This is a genomic window from Rhizobium sp. CNPSo 3670 (assembly GCF_057784555.1).
This window is the reverse complement of record NZ_JBXSOL010000005.1, coordinates 191198-205884: the sequence shown is the minus strand read 5'-3', so window position 1 is coordinate 205884 and position 14687 is coordinate 191198. Positions and strand designations below refer to the sequence as shown.

The following is a 14687-nucleotide window of genomic DNA, read 5'->3' as shown; positions in this document are numbered from 1 at the left end:
AGTTACAATGCTGATCCAGGGAATCTACGCCGCGCTCGCAACTGCAGACATGGATAAGGCGGAGAAGTTTTACACTCAGCTGTTCGAGCGGGAGCCCGATGATCGCCCCATGGAGGCGTTGATCCAATGGCGAAATGTCGCCGGAGCGAACATTCAAATCTTCCTCGACAAGGAGAATGCCGGCTTCGGCAGGCTGACGATTGTGGTGCCGAAAATGGATGAAGCCTGCGGAGCGCTCGAAGAGATTGGCGTGACGCTCACAGGTGAATCCGAGGGCGACTACGGAAGGATCGCCCAGATCGCGGATCCGGACGGCAATCGCATCACCCTTGCGGAGCCGCCCTCTCGGCCGTTCGATACGCGGCGAAGATAGGGCCGCGGCTTGACCCTCTGGTTTGCCCGTGCCTAAGCTTGGGCATGGGCGAGCCGGAAATTCCTCTCACAGGCGGCGCAGATTCCAATGTTGTCCGGGTCGGCGGCACGGTTCGGCGCGGTGGCCGCGCATGGTCTTCCGCCGTCCTCGACCTGCTTCGCCACATTGAACGGCAAGGATTCGAGGGGGCTCCCCGTGCGCTCGGCTTCGATGATCAGGGACGCGAATGTCTCACTTACATTGAAGGTGAAGTCGGCTTGGGCAAAGGCTTCATCCCTGATCAACTTGGCCGCTTCGACGTCCGGCTTCCCGACTACGTCTGGAGCGACCGAGCCCTTGCCGAATTAGGGAAATTGCTGCGATCCTACCACGATGCTGCAGCAAGCTTCCCCTGGAATGAGCGCAACTGGCGTCTTCAACCTCGGGAACCCGTCGAAACGATCTGTCACAATGATCTGTCACCGTGGAATACCGTCTTCCAAGCTGGCCTCCCTGTCGCGTTCATCGATTGGGATGCTGCAGCACCAGGACCACGCTCCTGGGACCTCGGCTTCATTGCGTGGCGTTGGGTGCCATTTTGGCGAGACGACAAATGCGAAGCGCATGGTTTGCCGAAAGGCATCCGCGAGAAAGCGCGGCGCTTCCAGCTGTTCCTCGACGCCTATGGGATAGAGCCGGAGGTTGAGATCATGCGGGCAGCCATCGAAAGGGTGCGGCAGATGCAGCAACACATGCGCAATCTCGCTGCCTCAGGCTCTGCATGGGAAATCGAATTGGAACGCCGTGGCGTCCTTGACGAAGGCGCGCTCGAAGTGGCCTGGATGGAACAACACGCACGGGAATTGGTACAGCGACTTGGTGCGTCGTCATAGCCTCTGGATCATATGGCGCGGGGGAGGCGACAGCTGGATTGAGACCCTGGGATTTCTTGCAGCCACCATGGTTCGCCCAAGTCACTGGCCCATCCGATGGTTGCTTCCGGCTCTTCTCAGAGCCGCCGGTTAGAGCTTCGCATCCGTGCACTGCGCCTGCGCCGGCAAGGGAACCTTTGGCGGGAGCGAAGTGTTGTGCTCGGCATGATTGCGGGAGGCATGACCGATGTACATCATTGTTGGCGGGACGGGGCGCGTCGGCTCCGCAGTGGCGAAGACGCTGCTCGACCAGGGCGAAGCTGTCACCATCGTCGCGCGAAACCCTGAGAAGGCGGACGCATGGCGACAGCGGGGCGCAGAAGTCGCGCTCGCCGACGTCCACGACGTCACCTCGCTGCGGACGGTGTTCCGCCGCGGGAAGCGGGCCTTCCTGCTGAACCCCAACGCTGACATCGCGAGCGATACGGATCGGGAGGAACGCGAGACCGTGCGCTGCCTGCTGGAGGCGATCGAAGGGTCTGGACTGGAGAAGGTGGTGGCGCAATCAACGATGGGCGCGCAGCCGGGCGAGCAATGCGGCGATCTCAATGTCCTTTATGAACTGGAGACGGGGCTGCGAAGCCAGCCGATCCCCGCCAGTATCATCCGCGCAGCCTATTACTACAGCAACTGGGACACGATGGTGGGGCCTGTCACGAAGGACGGCGTGCTATCGACCATGCTCCCGGCCGATCTCAAGCTCCCGATGGTCGCGCCGGAGGATCTCGGAAAGGTGGCCGCGCGGCTCCTGCACGAGCCGATCGACCGGATCGGCATATACCCCGTCGAAGGGCCGGAACGTTACTCTCCCAATGACGTTGCCGCAGCCTTCGCCGCCGCCATCGGACGGACAGTTCGCGTCGAGGTGATCCCGCGCGAAACCTGGGAAGACGCATACCGCAATTTGGGCTTCTCCGACGCGGCAGCCCACTCATACGCCAGGATGACGGCGCGCACCGTCGATGGCCCCGAATATCCCGAGGGTTCAATTCGCGGATCGATCTCGCTCCAGACATACATAGATGGGCTCGTTCGGGACTCGTGCTGACGCGCCTTCGTATGGGACTTGTGCCGGGGCAGGCGCCTCGTCTTCAGGTGGCGACCTCCATGGGATCGCTGAAGCCGCCACGGCGTTTTCATCAACCGCGTTCGACCAGTTTGCGGATAGCGGTCTCAAAGGTCGTTGTGCCCTTGCGCGATCGGGCCTCGCCGCCTTCGAACTCGATCCAGCCTTCGTTGAAGCCGTCAAGCATGCGCATACGGGGTCGGGGGTTCTGCATGCCCTGGCTCAAAAACAGCGCTTCCCATGTCTCCCTTGCAACCGGCTCGGCACGGACCGACTTGCCGAGCACGGTAGAGAAGGTGTCCGCCATTTGCAGCGGCGTGATGCGGAAAGGACCCTCAAGCTCGACGATGCGTTTACCGGTCCAGTCCTCCTGCAGCATTTCAGCCGCAGTGGCGCCGACATCGCGCACGGAAACCATTGGCACGGGTTTGGTGACCGGCTGCAGGAAGCTTGGCATGATGCCGCTCTCCCTTGCCGGCGCGATGTCCCAGGCTGAATTCTCCATGAACCAGCAGGCGCGCAGGAACGCTACCGGCATCGGAAGTGTCGAAATTGCCTGCTCGAAGAGGCCGAGTTGGCTGAGCAGATTCTCCTGCTTTGCCTGAGCGCCGATTGTCGATAGGCAGACCACCTTCTTCGGTGACGACTTTGTGAGCGCCGTCTTCAGCGCCTCGATGATTGCCTTTACCTCCGGGAAACCCGGCGCGGGATCGAAGCTTGGCGGCAGAAGCAGGAAGACGCCCTCGGCGCCTTCGAAGGCGAGGGCAAGGGACGACGCGTCCGTTATTTGGGCAATGGCGATTTCCGCTCCGCGATCCCGCCAGGCGCCTGCTTTTTCCGCATTGCGCAGGACTGCACGGACAGGCAGTCCCTGATCCATCAATTTCGCGCCGACCACGGCGCCAACCTGACCTGTTATTCCAGTCACGGCAAACATTCTCGGACTCCTTTTGGCAGCGGCTTGCGCCGCGATGAAAGAAAAGATGCGCCAAAGTCGCTTTTGACTGAATTGCCCTTTTGTCAGATAATTCATGACAAAATATCAGGAATTGGATGATGTTCGACGGACGATTGCTGAATGGGGTCAGCGTGCTGGCCGCCGTCGTTGAGAGCGGCAGTTTTGCCCGGGCCGGCGAGGCGCTGGGGCTGACAGCTTCCGGAGTCAGCCGGGCGGTGGCGCGACTTGAGAGCCGCATCGGCGTGCGCCTGCTCGAGCGGACGACCCGTTCCCTGAGGCTCACCGATGACGGTATGCGTTTCTACGAGCAGGTCGTGCCGCTACTTGGCGGCATCGAAGAAGCCGCTGCCTATGCGGCCGGAACGACGCAGACGGTGCGTGGGAGGCTGCGGATCAATGTCGATCCGTATTTTTCGCGGCTGATCCTCGCGCCGAAGCTAGGCACCTTTCTCGACCGCTATCCCGATCTTCAGCTCGAGCTGGTGACAAGGAACGAGATCGGCGATCTTGTCGCCGACGGCATGGATGTGGCGGTGCGCTTCGGCGAAATCCCGGCGAAGAGCTCGCTGATTGCCCGGCAGCTGTTTCGCACGAGGGTGATCACGGTTGCCGCGCCGTCCTATCTTGCACGGCACGGCACGCCGAAGCTGCCTGCAGACCTGACCGATCATACCTGCATCCAGTATCAGGACCCTTTGACGGGCAGGCCTTTCGAATGGGAGTTGCGACGCGGAAAGAAGGTCGTGCCGATCCAAACGCATGGGCGCATCCTCGTCAATGATGCCGGTACGGCCCTTGCTACCTGTCTCGCCGGGATCGGCATTGCCCAGGTCTTCTCGCTCGGCATGAAGCCCTATCTCGATTGCGGCCAGCTGGTCGATCTCTATCCGGATTGGCCCGATGAGACCTTTCCGTTGCACTGCTTCTACACCTCTCGCCATCACGTACCGGCCAAGGTCCGAGCCTTTATTGATTTCTGCGTCGAAATCGTCGGCTAGATGCCGCTGCGGAGATCGGCTCGGAGTCTTTTGCCACCAGCATCTTCGGACGGATTCAGCGGCCGCAAAAGCGCGGCATAAGTCGCATCGCACTTGCCGACGGCGTGGGCTGGCCTCAGGCGACGGACCAGCCACCATCCACCAGCAGGTTCGCGCCGGTGATCAGGCTCGCCGCCGGCGATGCTAGGAACACGACGGCGCCCACCACGTCATCGGTTTCACCGATCCGGCCGAGGGGAATGTGATCGAGCGTCGCTTGGCGATTGGCGGGGTCGGATAGAAAGGGTGCCGTCCCATCCGTGTGGATGAAGGTCGGCGATACGGTGTTGACGGTGATATTGTAGCGTGCCCATTCGGCTGCAAGGCAGCGCGAGAGGTGATTGATGGCCGCCTTGCTCATGCAATAGATTGCCTCGCCGCGGAGCGCCACGGTGCCGGCCTGTGAGCTGATGCTGATGATCCGGCCGCCATTCTGCTTGATCATCTGACGACCGACGGCCTGCGTCATCAGGAAGGTGCCCTTGATGTTGACATCGAGGATCTCGTCGAGGTCCTTCTCCTCGACGAGTTCGGCGAGATTGCCTGGAGCCACGCCGACATTGTTGACGAGGACATCGATCCGGCCAAATGCCGTCAGCGCCGCGTCGATGGCTTGTGCGATATGGGCCTTGTTGGGAAGGTCCAGTTCAACGGCGAGGGCTTTTCGCCCCGCACCCTCGATTTCCGCGACCAGCTCCGCCGCCACTGCGACATTGCGAACTCCCAAAACAATATCGGAGCCTGCCGCGGCACAGGCAAGCGCGCAAGCCCGGCCGATACCGCGGCTCGCTCCTGTTACCAAAGTCACTTTGCCCTCAAGGCTGAAGTCCGGCGCATGCCTCTGCATAATGGTTCCTCCCTTGATGAAATCAATTTATGCCAGGGTCGGCGCGGATGCCAGATGCTCTGCGCATGTGCAGCGGCATCCCCGCCGGACTGTAGCGCCAGGATTCAAGAGAGCCTCATCCTGAGGAGCCCCGCAGGGCCTCGAAGGACGAGGCGGGCGCTCAGGCGTTGAGACATGCAAGAAGCAGCGTTGCAGCATTCGGTAGCTAACGCCACTATCGGTTCTCGAGGTCAATCCAACCCGTCAATTCAGGCCGGCACGGGTAAGTCCTTCGATCAGACGCGCCCGATCCTCGGCGCGGACGAAAGAAGATGTTGCTCCGACCGCGTCCCGTGAGATGTCAGGAACTAGCGATTTAAGCCGTTCGAGCAAGTCCGTGGCAGCCTCCCGGTTGTCGAGAAGTCCGGCACAGGCCGTGCCAATGATCAGTGGAACCGCATGGCCGGACCGCAATCGATGCGCCTCCCGTGCGTAACTCAATCCAAGTTCGTAATTCGCGCCCTGGAAATGAGCCATGGCGTAGTAAAACTGAAAGTCGCCGAGAAAAGCCTCGCGCGGGCTCAGTCTGAGGGCGTAGTCGATGCAAGGAATGGCGTCCGCCGCGCGGCCCCCGTTGGCATGCGCAAGTCCCAACTGGCCGTGTGCAAACGCGGAGTTGGGGTTGATCGCGACAGCCTGGCTGATCGCTGCCACCGCCAGGACATTGTCGCGCGTCGCAAAGGCTATCATCGCCTGCGCAAGGTAAGTCCACGGTTCCTTATCGTCCGCGGCAATGGCTTGTTGGACGACATCCCTGGCAAGGGCCAAGGCATATCCCATGTCCTCCCACCCCTGGAACGCGCGCCACGTGGTAATCCAACCTTTCATGGCGAGCGCCTGAGCATAGCCGGGGGCAAGTTCGATTGCCCGATCGAGCAGCGGGAGCATCTTCCTGCTGCTCTCCTCAGACAGTTGGGAACACAGGAACACCGCCCGCACGACACATTCCCAGGCATCAAGGCCATGATGCGGCTTTGGGCTTTCGCGAGCATGCTCCGCCGCCAGGAGTTCCGGGCCGATGCGGCCGACGACGCTTGCGGTGATTTCGTCCTGAATGGCGAAGATCTCGCCGAGGTCGCCGTCGTACCTCTCGGCCCAGAGATGGACGTCGGAGGCCGCATCGATGAGCTGCGCGGTCACCCTCATCCGGCTGCCGGACTTGCGGACACTCCCCTCGAGAACATAGCGGACCCCGAGTTCGCGCCCGATGGCGCGCACATCCACGGGCTTTCCCTTGTAGGTGAACATCGTGTTGCGGGCGATCACGAAGAAGCCCTTGAGCTTGGATAGCGCGGTGGTGATGTCCTCGGTCAGCCCATCGCTGAAGAAGTCCTGCTCCGGCTCGGCGCTCAGGGCATTGAACGGCAGCACGGCAATGGATGGCCGCTCCGGAAGTGCAGACCTCAACGATGCCGTTCCGGCGGCCGTCCTTTCCTGAAGGGGGCGGTACAGTCGCACCGGCCTTTCCATATTCTTCAGCGCGCGCTCGCCGAGGTTTTCGAAGTCGCAGTCAAGCTTGCCCTGGAGGTGATCGTAGGCCGTGCCGGAAATGCAAATGCCCCCCGGATCCGCCAAGGTCTGGAGGCGGGCCGCGATGTTAACGCCATCGCCGTAGAGATCCCCATCGAGCTCGTGGATCACATCACCCAGATTGACTCCGATCCGGAAGACGATGCGTCGCTCCGTCGGGATATCCGCTTGGTTCTCGGCAACCCCCTTCTGGATGGCGACAGCGCACGCGACGGCATCGACGACCGAGCCGAACTCCACGAGCGCACCGTCGCCCATCAGCTTGACGATACGGCCCTGATGCTCAGCCAGCAGCGGATCGATCACCTCCCGGCGCAGAATCTTGAGGGCCGAAAACGTCCCAGTCTCGTCATGTTCGACGAGGCGGGAATAGCCGACGACGTCAGCGGCCAGGATCGCGGCCAGCCGCCGTTCTGCTCTTGCGGTTGCCATGGCTGTCTCCCCTCAGGAGATGCGCCGAATGAAGTCCAGGCGATTGACGCAACATGCACCATCCGGCTGCCCGACACCGCGACCGTGCCGGTTCATGATACCACTGAGACCGTCATATGGCGACGCTTCATAAGGGTGCCGCCTCCAACAGAACAGGAGCCGCGAAGCGGTCAACGCAAATAGAGTCCGATCCCCGGGCGTGCAAGTCTACTCACGTCTTAGCCCGAATTAACTAAGAAGATCACACAATTAGTAAGTTGATCTGTCGCCGCTCTGATTATAGTCTCTCTATCTTATGGGAAGGCATAAATCCTCCTCCGACTGCAGAGATCAGCCGGAAATGGAGGTTTTTGCTATGGGCAAAACGTTCTCACGTGTCAGATGGATTGCGTATCGCGCGTTGAAGCCGATAGCCGACCTCCAATGAGGAGAATCCTAACATCCGATTCAGCTCCCGCCGCGAGGCGGAGGAATCGTCGTCCGTTGGCGACCAACGCCAGGGGAGCCAACATATCTCAAAAGAACGCTCTGGCGCATGCCTGATGTTAGTGAACCCCGATCAAGGAGCATGTACCATGTCCAGACTTACGCTTTCGGTTTTCACCGCCCTCGCACTTCTGCTCGGTGGGCTTCAGTCGACGTTTGCTGCCAACAGCAATTCACGGGACGAGACCACAACCATGGGCGAAAGCGGCAAGACGCCGCCGAACGACAATGCAGGAAGCAGCAGCGGCACCAAGGACACCTCAACAAACAAGGGCAACCCGGAGAACTTCAACTGCAACGACTGCGGTTCGAGCGGGCCCGGCAACAAATGAGGCTAATCCGGACGGCATCGCGTTTGGACAAACGTGGCAAAGCCAATCCATTGGATGGCTAACTCTGCCGCACAGATTTTCGTCATGCGAAAGGCGTGGCGAGGGCATACTCAAGGTGCCTCCGGGGGGTTCCGCAGATTTGCCAGGCGAATCTGCGGGCCGCCTGATCGACCGGCCGGCTTGGCCGTAGGCGTGACTGCGGCGCGCTCTGGCCGGTCGACCCTCCGAGCCGTTTTGAAGAGTTTCGAACCGCCAATCACCGCCGCGCCGGCGGCTTGGTGGCGGCGCGCCGCTGCAGTGCAAAACGCGCGGCCGAGCAGTTGACGTCGGGAACGAGATCGTACGTCTGCTGGTAGAGGCTCTGCGCCAGTGTGTTGTTGCCGCGGTTTTCCGAGGCAAGGGCGGCGAGCGCCGTGCGCTTGTAGGCCTCGACGATCGGCTCCGCCGCTTTTGCCAGCGCCGCGTCGTCGGCGGGGTCGGTTGCCAGCGCAAGCGCGGCATAGGTGACATCGCCATCCCGGCCGACGCGGCCGCCGACGGCGCCGTTGAAAGTCTGCTCGGAAACCTGGCGCAGGCGCCTGGCGTTCTTGATGCATGTCGGGATGCGGGCAGCTTCGGCATTGATGCGCTCGGCCGTCGGGCCGGCCTCCGTGCTGCCGCCGCCGGAGAGGATGACGTAGCCGATGATCCCGACGACGGCGAGGTAGACGAGGCCTATGGCGGCGAGGAAGGCCGGCTGTTTGAAAAGCGGCTTTTTCGGCTTGCCGTCGTCTGCCTTGGCAGCCTCCTTTTTCGGCGCCTCCTTGGCCGGCGCCTTCTCCAGAAACTGGAATTCGACATCCTTGCCGAGACGGAAACTGTCGCCTGTTTTGAGCGAGGCGGTCTGCAGCAGCGCCTCACCGCGCAGCATGATCGGGTTCAGCCCCATGCGGCGGATGATGAAGCCGCCGTCGCTCTGCTTTTCGATGCGGGCGTGGATCGGCGCCAGGAACGGATCATCGACGACGATATCGGCATTGGCTGCCCGGCCGATCGACATTTCCGCCCGGTCGAGCACATGGCTGCGGCTCTGGCCGCCGGGGCCGGTTTGCAGAAGGCTCGGTTTGTTGCCGCGAAAAAAGGAAAAGACCATGATCAGAACATCCCACTCGACATCATCTCGACGATAGCAGGCGCCAGCACCAGAAGCAGGATCGACACGACGATCAACATCGCCGGCATGACAATCTTGGCCTTCAGCTTCTCACTGGCCCTGTCGGCCTTTTCCCAGCGGCGGAAGCGCAGGTCGCGCGCATGTTCGCGCAAAAGCTCGACGCGGTTGCTGCCCTCGACCTCGCCCTGGATGACGGCGCGGATGACGCGCACCACCTCCTCGGCCGTCATGCGCGCCTCCAGGCGCTGCAGCGCCTCGATCATGCCGGTGCCGAGCGCCACGTCCTTCAGCGTCTGCTCGATCTCCTCGGTCATCACGGTGCCCGGTGCTGCCTCGGCATAGAGCCGCAGGCTTTCCGGCAGGGTCGCCTGCGCCTGCTGAGTCATGACGACGAGATCGAGGAAATAGGGAAATTCGCGCGAGATGCGTTCCTTGCGGTCCTGCATCTTGTCGTCGGCGACGACCCAGAAGTAGATGGCGGGGATGAAGCCGAGGATCAGGCCGGCGGCTAGCCCGCCGATGACGCTGCCGCTCGCAATGCCGAACAGCATACCGAGCAGGATGAAGCCGAAGAGGCTGAGGACGACGAGAAGGGCGATATATTCACGCCCCGTCACGCCGCCGAAGGGCCGGCCGCCATAGATCAGCTTCTTTTCGAGCTGCGCACCGAAATCGGCCAGAAGCGGCTCGAACTGCCTCAGCACGAATTCGACCGGCGTGCGCATGCCGATGCTGTCGACGATATTCGGAGGCGGCCCGTCGCCACCGGCCGACCGCCGCACCACCTTGATGCTGCCGAGGAGATCGCCGATCCACCAGACGATGAGCGCCGCAGTGACGCCGGCAAGGACGATGATGATCGGGGCAAGGGGGAGTTCCGACATCATACCGACACCTTCATCATCGAGCGCATCCAGAAGAACCCGGTGGCATAGAGAATGGCGCCGACGATCGCGATGACGATGCCGATGGCGTTGCCGAACACCTTGTCGATCAGCTCCGGCTGGCCGAAGAAGATCATCAGGATCATGAACAGCGCGCCGCCATTGACGACGCGGAAGTTCATCCGCGCCTGTGACGACGAGGTGCTGATCTTCTGGTCGAGCTTCCAGATCTCCTTGAAGGATTTCGACATTTCCGTCAGCGGCTCGGATATGTCGCCGCCTTGGCGGGCAAACAGGCCGAGGGCGGCGTCAACCATCTTGAAATGCAGGCTCGGCACCGTGCGGCCGTGGCGGTCGAGCGCTTCGACCAGTCCGATGCCGAGCTTCTGTTCGCGGGCGATGCGCTCGAATTCGCGCGAGGCCGGCATCTGGCCGGTGTCGGCGACCGCATTGACGGCGACAGCGAGCGGCTTGCCGGTGCGCACCGCCGAAACGATCTGGTCGACGGCATAGGGAAGCTGCGATTCGATCTGCAGCCAGCGGCGCCGCAGGAAATAACGGATCGTCGCCTTGGGCAGGAAGAAGGCGACGGGAATGGCAACGACGATGCCGAAGATCGGCCCGAAGATCAGCGAGATCAGAGCGAAGACGATGATGGCGGTGATGGTATAGGCGAGGATCATCGTATAGGGCGGCACGGCGTCGCGGCCGAAGACCTGGGCCGCTTCGCTGGCGAGCGCGATATCGCGTTCGGTGGCGCGAAGCAGCGGCGCCGGCCATTGCATCGGCGCGCCCCAGACGAGCAGCCCCGCCGTCACTGCGCCGAGGGCGATCGTCACGATCTGCAGAAGGCTGATGTCCATGGTTCCACCCTCAAACGAACATATCGAGGTTCTTGATCTCGCCGTCTTCGCCGAAGGCGACGAGTTCGGCGACGAAGCTCGGCAGATAGCCGGTGAAGGCATGCACCGCCTGGCCGCCGGCGCGGCCGACGAGATTGAAGATCGGCTCGACGATGATGAGGCCGGTATCCGGATCGATGCCGATCACCTCGGATATTTCGGTGACGGCGCGCCGGCCGCTTTCCAGGCGGTTGAGCTGCACGACGAGCTCGACGGCGGCGACGATCTGCTGGCGGATCGCCGTCACCGGCAGCGAGCTCTGGCCCTGCAGCACCATCACCTCAAGGCGGGTCATCATGTCCTGCGGCGTGTTGGCATGCGCCGTCGTCATCGAGCCGGCATGGCCGGTGTTCATCGCCTGCAGCATGTCGATCGCCTCGGCGCCGCGGCACTCGCCGACGATGATGCGGTCGGGGCGCATGCGCAACGCATTGCGCACGAGGTCGCGGATGGTGACGCTGGTTTCGCTCTCCGCCGTCTTCGGCCGCGATTGCAGGTAGACAACGTGAATGCCGTCGAGCTGCAGTTCGGACGTGTCCTCGACGGCAACGACGCGCTCGCCGACCGGAATGAATTGCGACAGGCTGTTCAGCAGCGTCGTCTTGCCGGAGCCGGTGCCGCCTGAGACGACGATATTCTTGCGAGCGCGCACCGCCGCCTCGAGGAAGGCGCGCATCGGTTCACTGAGGGCGCCGGCGGCCACCAGCTTGCTGATATCGAGCCGCGACTTGCCGCCGAACTTGCGGATGGTGAGGCAGGCGCCCTTGACGGCGAGCGGCGGGATGACGGCGTTGACGCGCGAACCGTCCGGCATGCGGAAGTCGGCCATTGCCTCGCTCTCGTTGATAGAGCGGTTGGAATCGACGGCGATGCGCTCGATCACCTTCATCAGCTGCCGCTCATTGGCGAAGGCGAAGGGATAGCGTTCGAGCAGTCCGAATTTCTCGACATAGATCTCGTCGTACCGCGTCACCATGATTTCCGAGATGACGTCGAGATCCATCAGTTCCGAGATCGTGCCCCAGCGATACATCAGCTCCTCGATATTCGAGCGCAGGTGCATATGGGCGATCTCGTAGCGGTCGCCGGCGTTGAACAGCGCCTGCCTGGCCTGGAAGGCGGCGCCGAACTTGGTGTCGAGCTGCGCGAAGTCGGAACGGGTGGATTCGAAGTTGAGCTTCAGCTGCAGCGCCGAGATCAGCGCCTTGCCGACATCGAAGAGCCGGCGGTTGTCCTGCTCTTCGCGTGCGAGGCTTGCCGCATTCGATGCGCCGTCGCGCCGGCCGGTGCGGGCAATGCGTTTTGCCAGCCACCGGTAGACGGCGTTCTTGATGACGAGGATGACGAGATCCTGCGGTGCGGCGTCCAGCGCCTCCTTGATGAACAGGTCGAGGCGCTCGCGGATGCGGCTGCGCGTCTCCTCGCGGCCGAAATCGGAGGATTTCACCAGCCGGTCATATTGCGTGTCTTTTAGCAACCGCTCATGGATCTCCATCTGCAGCGCCAGCACCCGCTCCTGGTCCGGAAACTGCGTCACCGCCTCCGGCGCCGCCGCCGGCTCGACGAGTTCGATCGTGACATTCGGCACCCAGATCGACATGCCGGCCGAGACCGCCACCGGCGTGCCGGCCCGAAGCGGCTGGTCGTCGACCCGGGTCGGGTTGCGGCCATGATGCTGCACCGACCATCCCTGGCCGGACTTGCGCAACACGAATTGCGGCGAGGAGACGTGGCTGCCGCGCAGGCGCACGACGCCGGCGCCGGCGGGAAGCGAAAGCGTGCTGCTTTCGCCGACGAAATAGGTCTCGTTCGCCGAGAGCGGGATCACCTCCCGTCCGCTGCCGTCCTCATAGGAAATCTTCAACAGCATGGCTCAATCCCCGAAACGATCACATGCGCGTCCAGTTGATGCTCGGCAGGTCTTCGACGCTGTTGTCAGTCGGATTGCGCAGCACGAGGTTGAGGCTGCCATTCGCCTGGCCCATGGCGAAGATCAGCATCTCGGCTTCCGACGGCGTCACTTCGACCGTCACGTGATTATAGCTGCTATTGGCCTTGGTGACCGCACCTTCCGGCGTGGTTGCCGCCCCGACGGCGAGCACCTTGACGTTTTGCAGGAAGGTGCGGGTGACGACGCGGGTGCGTGAGCTGATGCCGAGCTTGTAGTCCTGCGCCTGCTTCCGGTAGGCGTTGATGTCGTTCTCGTCGGCGCCCGGATATTGGGTGAGATAATTCTTCAGCATCTGCTCGACCGGCGAGGGCGGCTGGGCCGGAGCCTGGGGCTGCGTGGTTGCGGCGGGCGTCTGGCCGGGTGCGGCCGGTGGCTGCCCAGGGGTTCCCGGCTGCGTCGCGGCGGGCGGCGCCACCGGCTCGACCGGTTCGTCGACCGTGCCGAGAATATCGACATAGCTGCCCGGCTCGACGAAATGGCCGACCGCCTCGGCGGCGTTGACCGGCAGGGTCAGCGCCCGCTTGCCGGGCGCGATCATCGTCGTCAGCCGGCCGCCGTCGGTATCGTCGAAATACTGGAAGAGCAGCACCGAGCCGGCCGGAATGTCGGCCGCCGCCGTCCGGTCCTTCAGCCATTCCTGATAGGCGCTGGCGGCAGGCACGGCGAGCTTGGCGAGCGCCCCGAAGCTTTCCGGCAGCATCACCGGTTCGGCGAGCATGTCGGGGGTGATCGCCTGTCCTCTCGTCACCTTCTTGTCGGGCTGCAGCCGCATGAAGGCATAGGCCACCTGCTCGTTCTTGACGCTCTCTGTCCAGAAGTAGAGGAGAACGCCGGTGATCAGCCCGACGATCACAGCGGCAATGAGCTTCCAGTTCATGGTGTTGTTCCTTCGACGAAGGGTTGCCTGATTTGAATGACCTCAACGGTCCTGCCGTCGGTTCTGCTTCTGGTGTAGAGAACATTGGCTTCGACGCTGCCGCGCCGGCCGTAAAGCGCGGTGACGCCGCCGCGCTCAGCCGGCGGCGTTTCGATGGTGAAGCCGTCGCGGACAAGCAGGTCGGCGCGCTGATCGGACCAGCGCGCGGCGGCGAGCGTGCCCTTCGACACGACCGTGCGCGACATATGGCCTTTGTCATGGTCGCCGATATCGCTCAGCACCTCGACGCCGGCCGACGGGCGCAGCGACATCGGCAGCTTGGCGACATCGGCAGGGGCGGCGAAGGCCGGCAGCGTGGCGGCGACATCGTCGAAGCGGCTCATCAGCACTTCGGTCATCGGCGCATCGGCAGGCCGCCTGATCATGATCGAGACGCCCGGAATCGGCGCTCTCGCCGAAGGATCATTCGGATCCTGCTGTCTCATGTAGTCGAGCGCAGCCTCGCCGTCGCCGTCGAAGAAGCGCACGACAACGGCGAGATCGTCGCGGATGCGGCTCACCTTCGGGACGATCATCATGTTGGCGGCGATGACGGCGGTCAGTTCCTCCCGGTCACTGCTTTTCGGCATGGCCGGCCGCGTATTGGCGGCGAGCACCCGCAGCCACTCGTCGGTAATATCGGCAATGCTGCGATCGCTCTGGTAGGGCGTGAACTCGAGCGGCTGGCCGTTGATGACGAGATCACGCGGCGCCCGTTCCGGCGCCCCGAGGATGCCGGCCAGCATCGAATTCAGCGTCACCCGGATATCCTTGTAGATCTCGGCGCGGCCCGGTGTAGCCATCACGGCGAGGCCGACGACCAGGGCGGTGCCGAGGAGATGAACGGAGATGCGCGACCGCTGTGCCATG

The 14687-nt window shown here is 62.8% G+C and carries 14 protein-coding genes; 5 read left to right on the top strand and 9 right to left on the bottom strand.

The window, feature by feature from the left end; genetic code table 11:
- The first annotated feature begins 7 nt into the window (after positions 1-7).
- The 3 genes from AC13QO_RS07250 to AC13QO_RS07240 all read left to right on the top strand — a co-directional run bounded on the left by AC13QO_RS07250 (position 8) and on the right by AC13QO_RS07240 (position 2332).
- Entirely contained in the window at positions 8-373 is a 366-nt protein-coding gene (locus AC13QO_RS07250; protein ID WP_488540293.1) for a VOC family protein, read from the top strand.
- Positions 374-417: 44 nt separating this feature from the next.
- The gene (locus tag AC13QO_RS07245; protein ID WP_085780986.1) at positions 418-1245 is read left to right on the top strand and encodes an aminoglycoside phosphotransferase family protein; all 828 of its coding nucleotides are present in this window, start codon (positions 418-420) and stop codon (positions 1243-1245) included.
- A gap of 226 nt (positions 1246-1471) precedes the next feature.
- Positions 1472-2332, top strand: coding sequence for an NmrA family NAD(P)-binding protein (locus tag AC13QO_RS07240; RefSeq protein ID WP_085780987.1), 861 nt, complete (start codon positions 1472-1474; stop codon positions 2330-2332).
- A gap of 91 nt (positions 2333-2423) precedes the next feature.
- Here the strand turns inward: AC13QO_RS07240 and AC13QO_RS07235 are convergent, their stop codons facing one another.
- Positions 2424-3287 carry an NmrA family NAD(P)-binding protein gene (locus AC13QO_RS07235; protein ID WP_085780988.1) on the bottom strand — a complete coding sequence of 288 codons (864 nt, stop codon included), beginning with the start codon at positions 3285-3287 and terminating at the stop codon, positions 2424-2426.
- 119 nt (positions 3288-3406) lie between these two features.
- Between AC13QO_RS07235 and AC13QO_RS07230 the strand changes: the two genes are divergently transcribed.
- On the top strand, positions 3407-4306 hold the full coding sequence (locus tag AC13QO_RS07230; protein WP_488540292.1) for a LysR family transcriptional regulator: 900 nt from the start codon (positions 3407-3409) through the stop codon (positions 4304-4306).
- A gap of 115 nt (positions 4307-4421) precedes the next feature.
- Here the strand turns inward: AC13QO_RS07230 and AC13QO_RS07225 are convergent, their stop codons facing one another.
- Both AC13QO_RS07225 and AC13QO_RS07220 read right to left on the bottom strand, forming a co-directional pair.
- Entirely contained in the window at positions 4422-5192 is a 771-nt protein-coding gene (locus AC13QO_RS07225) for an SDR family NAD(P)-dependent oxidoreductase (RefSeq protein ID WP_085780989.1), read from the bottom strand.
- A 243-nt stretch (positions 5193-5435) separates the two neighbouring features.
- Complete coding sequence (locus AC13QO_RS07220) at positions 5436-7193, bottom strand: adenylate/guanylate cyclase domain-containing protein (protein ID WP_488540291.1); 1758 nt, start codon at positions 7191-7193, stop codon at positions 5436-5438.
- A 575-nt stretch (positions 7194-7768) separates the two neighbouring features.
- On the opposite strand from AC13QO_RS07220, the gene AC13QO_RS07215 reads away from it, so the two are divergent.
- Positions 7769-8011 (top strand): hypothetical protein, encoded by a 243-nt coding sequence (locus tag AC13QO_RS07215; protein WP_085780991.1) that lies wholly within the window; start codon positions 7769-7771, stop codon positions 8009-8011.
- 256 nt (positions 8012-8267) lie between these two features.
- Here AC13QO_RS07215 and AC13QO_RS07210 read toward each other — a convergent pair whose 3' ends face one another.
- Genes AC13QO_RS07210 through AC13QO_RS07185 form a run of 6 tightly spaced genes read right to left on the bottom strand, consistent with a single transcriptional unit; the run spans position 8268 to position 14686 of the window.
- Complete coding sequence (locus tag AC13QO_RS07210; RefSeq protein ID WP_085780992.1) at positions 8268-9143, bottom strand: FHA domain-containing protein; 876 nt, start codon at positions 9141-9143, stop codon at positions 8268-8270.
- A gap of 2 nt (positions 9144-9145) precedes the next feature.
- Positions 9146-10051 carry a type II secretion system F family protein gene (locus tag AC13QO_RS07205; RefSeq protein WP_085780993.1) on the bottom strand — a complete coding sequence of 302 codons (906 nt, stop codon included), beginning with the start codon at positions 10049-10051 and terminating at the stop codon, positions 9146-9148.
- A complete protein-coding gene (locus AC13QO_RS07200; protein WP_085780994.1) occupies positions 10048-10911 on the bottom strand; it encodes a type II secretion system F family protein in 864 nt (287 codons plus the stop codon). The genes AC13QO_RS07205 and AC13QO_RS07200 overlap by 4 nt, the downstream gene beginning before the upstream one ends.
- A gap of 10 nt (positions 10912-10921) precedes the next feature.
- Complete coding sequence (locus tag AC13QO_RS07195; protein WP_085780995.1) at positions 10922-12820, bottom strand: TadA family conjugal transfer-associated ATPase; 1899 nt, start codon at positions 12818-12820, stop codon at positions 10922-10924.
- A gap of 19 nt (positions 12821-12839) precedes the next feature.
- Positions 12840-13778, bottom strand: coding sequence for a Flp pilus assembly protein CpaB (gene cpaB / locus AC13QO_RS07190; RefSeq protein WP_488540290.1), 939 nt, complete (start codon positions 13776-13778; stop codon positions 12840-12842).
- Complete coding sequence (locus AC13QO_RS07185) at positions 13775-14686, bottom strand: hypothetical protein (protein ID WP_488540289.1); 912 nt, start codon at positions 14684-14686, stop codon at positions 13775-13777. The genes cpaB and AC13QO_RS07185 overlap by 4 nt, the downstream gene beginning before the upstream one ends.
- Between the last annotated feature and the right edge of the window lies 1 nt (position 14687).

Coding starts and splice junctions, on each gene's coding strand:
- AC13QO_RS07240 (WP_085780987.1), top strand. CDS start 1,472: ATGTACATCATTGTTGGCGGGACGGGGCGCGTCGGCTCCGCAGTGGCG.
- AC13QO_RS07225 (WP_085780989.1), bottom strand. CDS start 5,192: ATGCAGAGGCATGCGCCGGACTTCAGCCTTGAGGGCAAAGTGACTTTG.
- AC13QO_RS07215 (WP_085780991.1), top strand. CDS start 7,769: ATGTCCAGACTTACGCTTTCGGTTTTCACCGCCCTCGCACTTCTGCTC.
- AC13QO_RS07200 (WP_085780994.1), bottom strand. CDS start 10,911: ATGGACATCAGCCTTCTGCAGATCGTGACGATCGCCCTCGGCGCAGTG.
- AC13QO_RS07235 (WP_085780988.1), bottom strand. CDS start 3,287: ATGTTTGCCGTGACTGGAATAACAGGTCAGGTTGGCGCCGTGGTCGGC.
- AC13QO_RS07250 (WP_488540293.1), top strand. CDS start 8: ATGCTGATCCAGGGAATCTACGCCGCGCTCGCAACTGCAGACATGGAT.
- AC13QO_RS07185 (WP_488540289.1), bottom strand. CDS start 14,686: ATGGCACAGCGGTCGCGCATCTCCGTTCATCTCCTCGGCACCGCCCTG.
- AC13QO_RS07210 (WP_085780992.1), bottom strand. CDS start 9,143: ATGGTCTTTTCCTTTTTTCGCGGCAACAAACCGAGCCTTCTGCAAACC.
- AC13QO_RS07245 (WP_085780986.1), top strand. CDS start 418: ATGGGCGAGCCGGAAATTCCTCTCACAGGCGGCGCAGATTCCAATGTT.
- AC13QO_RS07195 (WP_085780995.1), bottom strand. CDS start 12,820: ATGCTGTTGAAGATTTCCTATGAGGACGGCAGCGGACGGGAGGTGATC.
- AC13QO_RS07205 (WP_085780993.1), bottom strand. CDS start 10,051: ATGATGTCGGAACTCCCCCTTGCCCCGATCATCATCGTCCTTGCCGGC.
- AC13QO_RS07220 (WP_488540291.1), bottom strand. CDS start 7,193: ATGGCAACCGCAAGAGCAGAACGGCGGCTGGCCGCGATCCTGGCCGCT.
- cpaB (WP_488540290.1), bottom strand. CDS start 13,778: ATGAACTGGAAGCTCATTGCCGCTGTGATCGTCGGGCTGATCACCGGC.
- AC13QO_RS07230 (WP_488540292.1), top strand. CDS start 3,407: ATGTTCGACGGACGATTGCTGAATGGGGTCAGCGTGCTGGCCGCCGTC.